Raw genomic sequence first — 9,782 nt, 5'->3', positions numbered from 1 at the left:
GCCTGCTGTGCGGCCGCATCCGCGGCGAGGAGGCCGGGCCGCTGGTGACAATCCTCGGCACGAGGATCGTCGTCCGCGAATCGGCATGAACTTTTCACCTGTTCAGGGATCCGCGGGGCCGCCGCAGCCAGAGGCTGCGGCGGCCCCGCACGTCCGGCCTCCCGCGCGCGGCCCGGCCGCCCCGGAGGGGGTTCGACATGAATCCTACTGATGAGTAACATGTAGGGTGATCGGCAACACCGCACCGTCGAGAGGTCGCCATGGGAGTCGTCCAGATCGTCACCGCCGTGATCGCGTTCGCCTACACGGCGCTCGCCATCGGCCTGTTCGCCCGCGCGTGCCGCGAGCTGCTGACCACCGTCAGGCTCGGCACGCCGGACCGCACCCGGTCCGGGGACCGGGCGGCGCGCGTCAAGACGATGCTGCGGGAGACCCTCGGCCACACCAGAATGCTCCAGTGGACGTGGATCGGCGCCGCGCACTGGCTGGTGTTTGTGGGGTTCTTCTCGCTGTTCCCGGTCCTGGCCACCGCCTACCTGGAGGCCATCAACCCCGAGTGGACCCTCCCGTGGGTCGGCCACTGGGAGCCCTGGCTCCTGCTCTCAGAGGTCATCGCCGCGGTGACCGGCCTGGGCATCCTCGCCCTCTTCGGCGTCCGCCTGGCGAGCCAACCGGCCGCCCACAAGGTCCCCGAGCAGGGACAGGTCTCCGAGGACGGCCAGCGGTCGTCCTCCTCCCGCTTCGAGAACTCGCGGCAGTGGCAGGCCTTCTACATCGAGGCCACCATCTTCGCGATCGTCGCCTGCTTCTTCGTCATCCGCTCCAGCGAGTTCGCGCTCGGCGGGATCGACGCGGCGTGGGCCTCCCCCATCTCGGCGGGCCTGTCGAACCTGGCAGGCGGCGCCTCCGAGGACGCCCTCCACACCACGATCACCGTCACCGCCGGGGTCAAGATCCTGGTGTCGTGGACGTTCTTCCTCATGCTCGCCCTCGTCCCCACCATGGGGATCGGCTGGCACCGGGTCACGGCGTTCTTCAACATCTACTTCAAGCGCCACGCCGACGGAGCGACCAGCCTCGGCGCGGTCCGGCCGATGCTCATCGACGGCGAACCGGCCGACTTCGAGACCGCCGACCCCGAGACCCAGCCCTTCGGCGCGGCCACCATCGCCGACTTCAGCTGGAAGGGCCTACTCGACTTCACCACCTGCACCGAGTGCGGCCGCTGCCAGTCGCAGTGCCCGGCCTGGAACACCGGCAAGCCCCTCTCGCCCAAGAAGCTCGTCACCGACCTGCGGGACCACCTCTACGAACAGGCCCCCTACCTGAAGGCAGCGTCCGCCGCCGCGAAGAACGGCGGCGAGGCCGACCCGCACGAGAAGATCAACATCATCGGCGATGTCATCGACCCCGACGTGCTGTGGTCGTGCACCACCTGCGGAGCCTGCGTCGAGCAGTGCCCGGTCGACATCGAGCACGTCGACACGATCATCGACCTGCGCCGCAACATGGTCATGATGGAGTCCGACTTCCCCTCCGAGGCGCAGACGATGATGCGCAACCTGGAGAACAAGGGCAACCCGTGGGGCGAGAACCCGGCTGCCCGCCTCAAGTGGGCCGAGCCGCTCGACTTCGAGGTCCCGATCGCCGAGAGAGGCGGCGACTTCGAGTACCTGTACTGGGTCGGCTGCGCCGGCGCCTACGACCCGAAGGCCCAGAAGACCTCGCGCGCGGTCGCCACCCTGCTGCACGAGGCCGGGGTCAAGTTCGCGGTCCTCGGCGAGGCCGAGACCTGCACCGGCGACCCGGCCCGGCGCATCGGGCACGAGTTCATGTTCCAGATGCTCGCCGAGCAGAACGTCGAGGCCCTGAACGAGGTCGGCGCGGTCAAGATCATCGCCACCTGCCCGCACTGCCTCAACACCATCGGCAACGAATACGGCGAGCTCGACGGCAAGTACGAGGTCGTGCACCACACCGAACTCCTGGCGGACCTGGTCGAGACGGGCCGGATCACCCCGGTCGACCAGCACGAAGGCAAGCTCACCTACCACGACCCGTGCTACCTCGGCCGCCACAACCGCGTCTTCACGCCCCCGCGCGAGCTCCTGGGTTCGTTCTCGGAGGTGACCGAGATGCCGCGCAACTCCGAACGCTCCTTCTGCTGCGGCGCCGGCGGCGCCCGCATGTGGCTCGAGGAGCCGCTGGGCAAGCGGGTCAACCGCGAACGCGCCGACGAGGCCGTGGCGACCGGGGCCGAGACGGTGGCCGTGGGCTGCCCGTTCTGCTCCACGATGCTGCGCGACGGCGTGGCCGACGCGGGCAAGGAGGACTCGGTCGAAGTCATCGACATCGCTCAGCTCCTGGCCCGCACCCAGGAGAAGAAAGCCGAATCTGCCGCCGAATAATCGACGCGGCACACCCTGAGACATGTCGCTACCACGAAAAACCTGATAATCTGCGATCATGAAGCTCATGACCGCAACTGAAGTGTCACGGAATTTCGCCGCCGTGCTCGACGCGGTCGAGCACGGCGAGAACATCATCATCACACGAGGCAAGCGCCGCATCGCCGCCCTGAGCCCCACACCGCCATCGAACGGCAAAGCGTTCAAGGACTTTGTGGCGTCCTGGGAAGGAAGCCCGGACGACGATTGGGCGGCCGACATCCGCTCCGCACTCGAGTACGTCGACGACGAGATCCGCGACCCGTGGGCCGACTGATTCTCGACACGGGAGTGCTCGTCGAAGCCGAGCGCGGCAACCTTGACTTGTCGGGCTTCCGCAATGATGACGACCTAGCGGTTGCCGCGATAACCATAACCGAATTGCGGTTGGGAATCGCACTGGCGGAGCCTGTGGACGGTGCCAGACGACAGGTGTTCCTCGAACGGGCCCTCGAAATCATCTCAGTAGAGGACTACACGATGGGAACCACGGGGCCGCATGCCGATCTGCTGGCCCATACCCGCCGCCAGGGCAGGCCGCGAGGCAAACATGATCTCATCATCGCGGCCACTGCCGTGGTTACCAAGCGCACTCTCCTCACCACGGACAAGGCAGCGAAATTCGACGACCTCCCCGGAGTCAAATGCGTGGAAATCACTACTCGTTGAATTGACCGAATCAGGACAGGCATACGAGGGCGCCCTCTGTGGCAACCTTTAGTGAGTCATGATCATCTTCTGATTTAGCCACTGGGCGGGGAAATGGACCGTAGAACCACATGACCGTGTTGACCACCGAGTCGTCGAGCCCGCAGACTGGGGCCGTGAGCGATGAGCAGCGTCCCGATCCCGAGGTGCCCGCAAAGGCCAAGCGGCGGACCTTCACCGCCTCACCGAATCGATCAGGTTCAAGCTCGATGTCCGCAATGACCTCCAGATGGCCATCGTCGCCGATCGGCTCGGCCTGGTGAGCGACGAGTCGGTGCCCGGGGAGGTCGGACGGTCGCCGCGTCAGCCGTTCGGGCTCCTCCCGAAGTAGCGGCGGAGGCGTTCGGCCGATTCTTCGGCGAGGACGCCGCCGTAGACCTCGGGGTTGTGGTTCTGGCGGGGGTCACGGACCACGTCTCTGACCGAGCCGACCGCTCCCGTCTTGGGTTCCCAGGCGCCGAAGACTATCTGGCCCACCCGGGCCAGCACGGCCGCTCCCGCGCACATCGTGCACGGTTCCAGGGTCACCACCAGCATGCACCCCTCCAACCGCCAGCCGTCCCCATAGGCGGCCGCGGCCCCGCGGAGGGCGAGGATCTCGGCGTGCGCGGTCGGGTCTCCCGACTCCTCGCGCCGGTTCGCCGCCGCGGCCAGTTCCCGGCCGTCCGGGGCGTACACCACCGCTCCTACCGGGAGGTCGCCCACGGCGGTCCCGTCGCCGAGGTCGGCGGAGGCGTAGGTCTGCCCGGCCACTTCCAGGGCGCGCCGCATCCGCTGCTCGTGGAGCTCGCGGCGGGACTGCATCCTCTCGGCTCCGCTAGGCGCCGGTGGCGGCTTCCAGGGCGTCGTCGAAGCCCAGCACCTCTGCGACCTCCGAGATGACGTCCGAGGGCATCATGCCCTCCTTGGCGCACAGAGCCAGCAGCGTCGCGCCGTTCACCCCGAGGTCTCCCAGCAGGTCGGCCTCGCCCACCGGTTCGGCGTCGAGCTCGGTGGGGCGCGTGGAGATCGACTCCTCGTCCTCGGTGTCGATCTCCTCGGTGTCCTCCGGTTCGAGGTCGCCCAAGAGCGCCTCTCCCAGGCGCGACTGCGAGGCGTATTCGGCGTCGGAGCCGAACGTCCGCAGGTCGTCGCCGCCGTCGAGGCGCATCACCGTCAGGTACTCGTCGTCGGCGTCGACGAAGAGCAGCGTCAAATCGGCGTCCGGGTACGCCTCCCGCATCACCTCGGCGGCGTCCTCGACGTCGGCCACCTCGTCGAGATCGACTTCGGCGGCTTCCCATTCGTCGCCCTCGCGGCCCACAGCCACAGCGAAATACGACACGATCCGTCCCCGTTTTCTATTACCACAGGATCCAATTGCCGGTCAGCAAAAGGTACAGCTCGACAGCGAGCCCGGTGACCCCGGCGGCGGTCCCCGCGACTGCGGCCACGCCGACCGCCACGCCGCGGTCACCGTAGCGTGCCAGTACCGCCGCCACGACAGTTGCGATCGTACTCGCGGCCAAAGTCACCCAGGCGAAGCCCGCCCCCGATCGCGCGAAGGCCAGCAGGCACACCATCACCCACAGCGCCGACAGGGCCGACCCGGCGGCCACCGCGCCGACCCGAACCTGGTGCGGCTCACGCCAACGCGGCCTGCCGGAGTGAGGCGGCGGCACCCCGGCCTCCGCCCAGGAGGTGGGGCCTATGGGTCCTTCATGCATACGAGACAGGGTACGCACCCGCGGGACCGGGCGGCGGGGCCTGCGGAGCCGGGACGGGGACGGGCATGACCGGCTGCGGCGGGGCTTCGACCGAGCGGACCTTCCCGTCGGGGAAGGTCACGTGGTAGCGGGTTCCGTCCCAGGTCGCGGGCGGCATCTGCGGGTCGCGGCCGGTGTACGCGGCGCGGGCGGCGCTCATCCGGTAGAGGCCGGCCGCGACCGTGTTCTGGTCCCAGCGGCCGCCGATCGAGGCCACGTCGAGCTGCTCGGAGACGTCGGAGGCGGCCTGCTGGAAGTCCTTCATCGCGGCCTCGGCGGGCCTGCCGCCGATGCGCTTGGCCCAGGCTCTGGCCGAGGCCCGCCGGGAGAAGCTGGCCAGGGACGCCAGCTCGGGCGGCGAGAGGTGCCCGGAGGCGACGTAGGGGGCCAGGGTGGTCTGGGTGCGGCGGGCGTCGGCGGCGCGCAGCCACAGAGCCGCCCCGACCATGGTGAAGAACAGCGGCATCAGGAACGCCGCGTAGACGGCGAACCACAGGTACGGGTTGCCCATGCCGGCACCCAGGACGCTCGAGCCGTTCCACAGCGCGTGCAGGCCCATGGCGCACAGCAGCATCCCGATGATCCACGCGGCGGCCGAGCCGCGCCTGCCGGGGCGGCGCGCGGCCTTGCCGAGGCCGACCGCCGCCAGGCCGATCATGAGCGGGTGGGCGAACATCGTCGCCAGGCCGCGGACGATGATCAGCTGGGTGACCAGGGCGACCCCGGCGGCCTCGTCGAGCAGTTGGGTGCCCGAGACGTAGGTTCCGGAGGCGTAGAGGACGTTCTCGGCGACGGCGAAGCCCGCCCCGGAGAGTCCGCAGTAGACGAGGGCGTCGAGGGTGCCGGTGAAGTGGCGGCGGGCCAGGGCCCAGACCAGCAGCGGCCCGGCGAGCTTGGTGATCTCCTCGATGACCGGGGCGGAGACGACCGCGGCGAGCTGCTCGTTGAGGCCGTTGTCGTGCAGCAGTTTGGCGGCGAGGGTGTTGACGCCCAGGGATATCGCGGTGGACACGCACGCGCCCCAGCCGAAGCAGAAGGCCAGCACCAGCCAGGGCCGGTGCCGGTAGCGGCCGAGCCACACGAAGGTGCCGACGAGGATCGGGGCCGGCAGCAGGGCCGCCAGCAGGCCGATCCCGGCGGCCTCGGCGCCGGCGCCGGAGACGATGGACCACGACAGGACGGTCAGTCCGCCCGCGAAGATCAGCGAGCAGCCGGTGACCACCAGCGCGCGCAGGCGCCGGGAGAGTCCGACCACGGCCAGGGTCAGGCCCGCCAGGGCCAGTACGACGGCGATGCCGACGAACGTGAGCACCTCGGTCTGGAAATCGCTCATCGGCCGTGCTCCGCGTCGCCGTTCCGGCCTCCGGAGGGGCCGTCGCCGTCCCTGATGACGAAGTGCTCTCCGATGCCGGAGACGGTCAGCAGCCGCTGCAGGAAGTCGCCGAGGTTGGCCAGCACCAGGACGGCGCGGGAACGGGTGGCGGCGCGGCTGAGGACCACGAGCGTCCCGAGGCCGCGCGAGTCGCAGAAGGTGACCCCGCCCATGTCGAGGACGACGCGGGCCGGGTCCTCCGCGAGGGCGGCGTCGACCGCTCCCGAGAGCCGCGGGGCGGTCTGGAGGTCGATTTCGCCGGTCAGCTCCACGATCGTCTCATTCGATTCGCGGTAAACCGAGATGTCGAGTTTCTGGTGTACCACGATCCCAACCCTAGCCGAGGATCAGTCGGTTCCGGGTTCGAGGAGCTGCAGAACGCGGTCGATGTCCGGATCGGTCGCGCGGCCGGTCCGCCACTCGGTGAGCGCCGTCCGGGCCTGTTCGAGGCGCTTGAGCAGTTCGCTCTCGCGCTCGCGCAGGTCGCGGGTGCGTTCGTGGGTGCCGCGCAGTTCCTGTCCTTGGCGCCACAGGTCTATGAAGACCTTCACTTTGGTGCGCAGCATCCACGGGTCGAACGGTTTGGTGATGTAGTCGACCGCGCCGACCGAGTAGCCGCGCATGGCCAGGTGGGCGTCGCGGTCGGCGGCGGTGAGGAAGATGATCGGGGTGTTGCGGGTCTTCTCGCGCTGCTTGATGTGGCGGGCGGTCTCGAAGCCGTCCATGCCGGGCATCTGCGCGTCGAGCAGGATCGCCGCGAAGTCCTCGGCCAGGAGGCGTTTGAGCGCCTCTTCTCCGGAGGTGACGGCGATGGTGGCCACCGGAAGTCCTTGGAGAATCGCCTCCAATGCGAGGAGGTTCTCGGACCTGTCGTCGACGAGCAGTACTCGTGCGGTGCTCATTCGGCCTCTCCATCGTTTCCGTCGTTCGGGGCGTCTCCGTCGCTGGATCGCAGTACCACCCACTGTGACATGGTGTCGAGCAGTCGGTCCAGGTCCACGGGCTTGGTCAGGTAGGCGCTGGCGCCGGCGCTGACGGACTTCTCGCGCTGCTCGGCGAGGGCCTGGGCGGTCAGGAAGATGATAGGCAGGTCGGCGAACTGCGGCATTCTGCGGATGACTCGGGTGGTCTCGTTGCCGTCCATGCCCGGCATCATCGAGTCCATCAGGACGATGTCGATCCCGGGGTGGTGCTGGAGGGCGTCGATGCCGTCGGCGCCGTTCTCGGCGTAGTGCACGTCGATGCCGTGCAGTTCGAGGGCCGCCGTCAGCGCGAAGACGTTGCGGATGTCGTCGTCGATGATGAGGACGGAGGTGCCGTCGAGGCGCTGGGCCGCGGTCGAGGACGAGGGCGTCTCGGGTGCCCCGGTGAGGATCGAGGTGCCGCGGATCTCTTCTGGCTGCGGCAGTTCGGTGTGCTCGATCTGGAAGTCCTCGTCGTAGGCGATCTCGGCGGGGATGACGAAGGTGAACACCGAGCCGTCGGAGCCGGTGCTCTCGATGTAGACGTCGCCGCCGAGCATCTGGGAGAGCGATTTGGAGATCGACAGGCCCAGGCCGGTGCCGCCGAAGTTGCGGCGGGTGGTGCCGTCGGCCTGCTGGAACGGTTCGAAGATGAGGTTCTTCTTGTTCTCGGCGACGCCGATGCCGGTGTCGATGACCGAAAACGCGACTCGCTCGCCGGCTTCGTTGAGCCGCTGGAGGTCGAACGCGGCGTCGGCGCTGACGCGGGCGACTCTGAGGGTCACCGAACCGGTGCGGGTGAACTTGACGGCGTTGGACAGGAGGTTGCGCAGGACCTGCTGGAACTTCTGGCCGTCGGTGCGCAGGGACAGGGGGACGCCGGGGCCGAGTTCGACGCCGAATTCGAGGCCCTTGTCCTCGGCGACGGGCCGGAAGGTGGCCTCGATGTCGCCGAGGGATTCGGCGAGGTCGACCGGGTGGACCGAGATGTCCATGCGTCCGGCCTCGATCTTGGACAGGTCGAGGATGTCGTCGATGAGCGTGAGCAGGTCGGTGCCGGCGTTGTAGATGGTGTGGGCGAACTCGATCTGGCGGCTGCTGAGGTTCTCCTCGGAGTTCTCGCTGAGCAGCCGGGCGAGCAGCAGCAGGGAGTTCAGCGGCGTGCGCAGTTCGTGGGAGACGTTGGCGAGGAACTCGGACTTGTACTTGGAGACCTGGGCGAGCTGCTCGGCCTTCTCCTCGATGTCCTGGCGGGCGGACTCGACTTCGAGGTTCTTGACCTCGATGGCCTTGTTCTGGGCGGACAGGAGGGTGGCCTTCTCCTCGAGTTCGGCGTTGGTCTCCTTGAGCCGGTCGGACTGGGCGCGCAGTTCCTGGGCCATCCGCTGGGACTCGCGCAGGAGCACCTCGGTGCGGGCGTTGCCCTCGATGGTCGCGAGCGTGACGCCCACGTTGGGGGCCAGGGAGTCGAGGAACTTCTTGTGGAGCCCGGAGTAGTTGTTGAACGAGGCGAACTCGATGACGCCGCGGACCTTGTCGCTGAACTGGACCGGGAGGATGATCAGGTCGGTCGGGGTGGCCTGGCCGAGGCCGGAGGAGATCTCGAGGTAGCCGTCGGGGATGTCGTGCAGGTGGATGGTGCGCTTGGAGGCGGCGGCCTGGCCGACCATGCCCTCGTTGTCGGCGATGACGATCTTCTCGCCGGGGCTGGGGTGGCCGTAGACGGCGTTGAGCCGGTAGGTGATGTTGCCCGACACGTCCTCGTGGCGGACGTAGAACGTGGAGGTCTGGGCGTCGATCAGCGGCGTGACCTCGTCGAGGACCATGCGGGTGACCTCTTCGATGTTCCTGCGGCCCTGCATGAGCGAGGACAGTCGGGCGAGGTTGGAGTTGAGCCAGTCGGCGTCGGTGTTCTGGCGGGTCTTCTCGCGCAGCGCGGTGATCATCTGGTTGATCGACTCGGTGAGGTCTGCGATCTCGCCGGCGGCCTCGAAGTCGACCGACTGGGTCAGGTCGCCGCGGGCGACGGCGTGGGCGACATTGGCGATGGCCCGCAGCTGGAGGGTCAGGGTGGCGGCCAGGGAGTTCACGTTGCGGGTGAGCGCCAGCCAGGTCCCGGCGACGCCGGCGACCTCGGCCTGGCCGCCGAGGTTGCCCTCGACGCCGACTTCGCGGGCGACGCGGGTGACCTCGCCTGCGAAGTTGGACAGCTGGTCGACCATGGAGTTGACGGTGGTCTTGAGTTCGAGGATCTCGCCTTGGGCGTCGACGGTGATCTTCTGGTTCAGGTCGCCTCGGGCGACCGAGGTGGTGACCTTGGCGATGTCGCGGACCTGCGCGGTCAGGTTCGAGGCCATGGAGTTGACGTTGTCGGTCAGGTCCTTCCAGATGCCCGAGACGCCCGGCACGTTGGCCTGGCCGCCCAGGTTCCCGTCGGTGCCGACCTCGCGGGCGACGCGCGTGACCTCGTCGGCGAAGCGGGAGAGCCGGTCGACCATGGAGTTCATGGTGGTCTTGAGTTCGAGCATCTCGCCTTGGGCGTCGACGG

The 9,782-nt window shown here is 68.5% G+C and carries 10 protein-coding genes; 3 read left to right on the top strand and 7 right to left on the bottom strand.

Annotation, left to right across the window (positions count from 1 at the left end; all coding sequences use genetic code 11):
- The first annotated feature begins 260 nt into the window (after positions 1-260).
- The 3 genes from JFB92_RS19945 to JFB92_RS19935 are packed head-to-tail and all read left to right on the top strand — an operon-like array spanning position 261 to position 3,116.
- Positions 261-2,408, top strand: a complete 2,148-nt coding sequence (locus JFB92_RS19945; RefSeq protein ID WP_199042851.1) for a (Fe-S)-binding protein — start codon at positions 261-263, stop codon at positions 2,406-2,408.
- A gap of 58 nt (positions 2,409-2,466) precedes the next feature.
- Positions 2,467-2,724: a type II toxin-antitoxin system Phd/YefM family antitoxin gene (locus tag JFB92_RS19940; RefSeq protein ID WP_199042846.1), complete on the top strand. Its 258-nt coding sequence runs from the start codon at positions 2,467-2,469 to the stop codon at positions 2,722-2,724.
- Positions 2,712-3,116 carry a PIN domain-containing protein gene (locus JFB92_RS19935; protein WP_199042843.1) on the top strand — a complete coding sequence of 135 codons (405 nt, stop codon included), beginning with the start codon at positions 2,712-2,714 and terminating at the stop codon, positions 3,114-3,116. Before JFB92_RS19940 ends, JFB92_RS19935 begins: the two co-directional genes overlap by 13 nt.
- A 342-nt stretch (positions 3,117-3,458) precedes the next feature.
- Here the strand turns inward: JFB92_RS19935 and JFB92_RS19930 are convergent, their stop codons facing one another.
- The 7 genes from JFB92_RS19930 to JFB92_RS19900 all read right to left on the bottom strand — a co-directional run.
- Positions 3,459-3,959 carry a nucleoside deaminase gene (locus JFB92_RS19930; RefSeq protein WP_233163559.1) on the bottom strand — a complete coding sequence of 167 codons (501 nt, stop codon included), beginning with the start codon at positions 3,957-3,959 and terminating at the stop codon, positions 3,459-3,461.
- Positions 3,960-3,972: 13 nt separating this feature from the next.
- Complete coding sequence (locus JFB92_RS19925) at positions 3,973-4,479, bottom strand: tRNA adenosine deaminase-associated protein (protein WP_199042838.1); 507 nt, start codon at positions 4,477-4,479, stop codon at positions 3,973-3,975.
- A 19-nt stretch (positions 4,480-4,498) separates the two neighbouring features.
- Positions 4,499-4,861 carry a hypothetical protein gene (locus tag JFB92_RS19920; RefSeq protein WP_199042836.1) on the bottom strand — a complete coding sequence of 121 codons (363 nt, stop codon included), beginning with the start codon at positions 4,859-4,861 and terminating at the stop codon, positions 4,499-4,501.
- Positions 4,854-6,233 carry a PrsW family intramembrane metalloprotease gene (locus tag JFB92_RS26320; RefSeq protein WP_199042835.1) on the bottom strand — a complete coding sequence of 460 codons (1,380 nt, stop codon included), beginning with the start codon at positions 6,231-6,233 and terminating at the stop codon, positions 4,854-4,856. Before JFB92_RS26320 ends, JFB92_RS19920 begins: the two co-directional genes overlap by 8 nt.
- Positions 6,230-6,598, bottom strand: coding sequence for an STAS domain-containing protein (locus JFB92_RS19910; protein ID WP_307789225.1), 369 nt, complete (start codon positions 6,596-6,598; stop codon positions 6,230-6,232). Before JFB92_RS19910 ends, JFB92_RS26320 begins: the two co-directional genes overlap by 4 nt.
- A gap of 21 nt (positions 6,599-6,619) precedes the next feature.
- Positions 6,620-7,174, bottom strand: a complete 555-nt coding sequence (locus JFB92_RS19905) for a response regulator (protein WP_199042833.1) — start codon at positions 7,172-7,174, stop codon at positions 6,620-6,622.
- Positions 7,171-9,782, bottom strand: a 2,612-nt coding sequence (locus tag JFB92_RS19900) for an ATP-binding protein (RefSeq protein ID WP_199042831.1), incomplete at its 5' end; no start/stop codon positions are given. The genes JFB92_RS19905 and JFB92_RS19900, both read right to left, overlap by 4 nt.

Source organism: Glycomyces salinus, assembly GCF_016428645.1.
GTDB lineage: Bacteria > Actinomycetota > Actinomycetes > Mycobacteriales > Micromonosporaceae > Glycomyces > Glycomyces salinus.
This window is presented reverse-complemented; position numbering and strand designations above follow the sequence as displayed.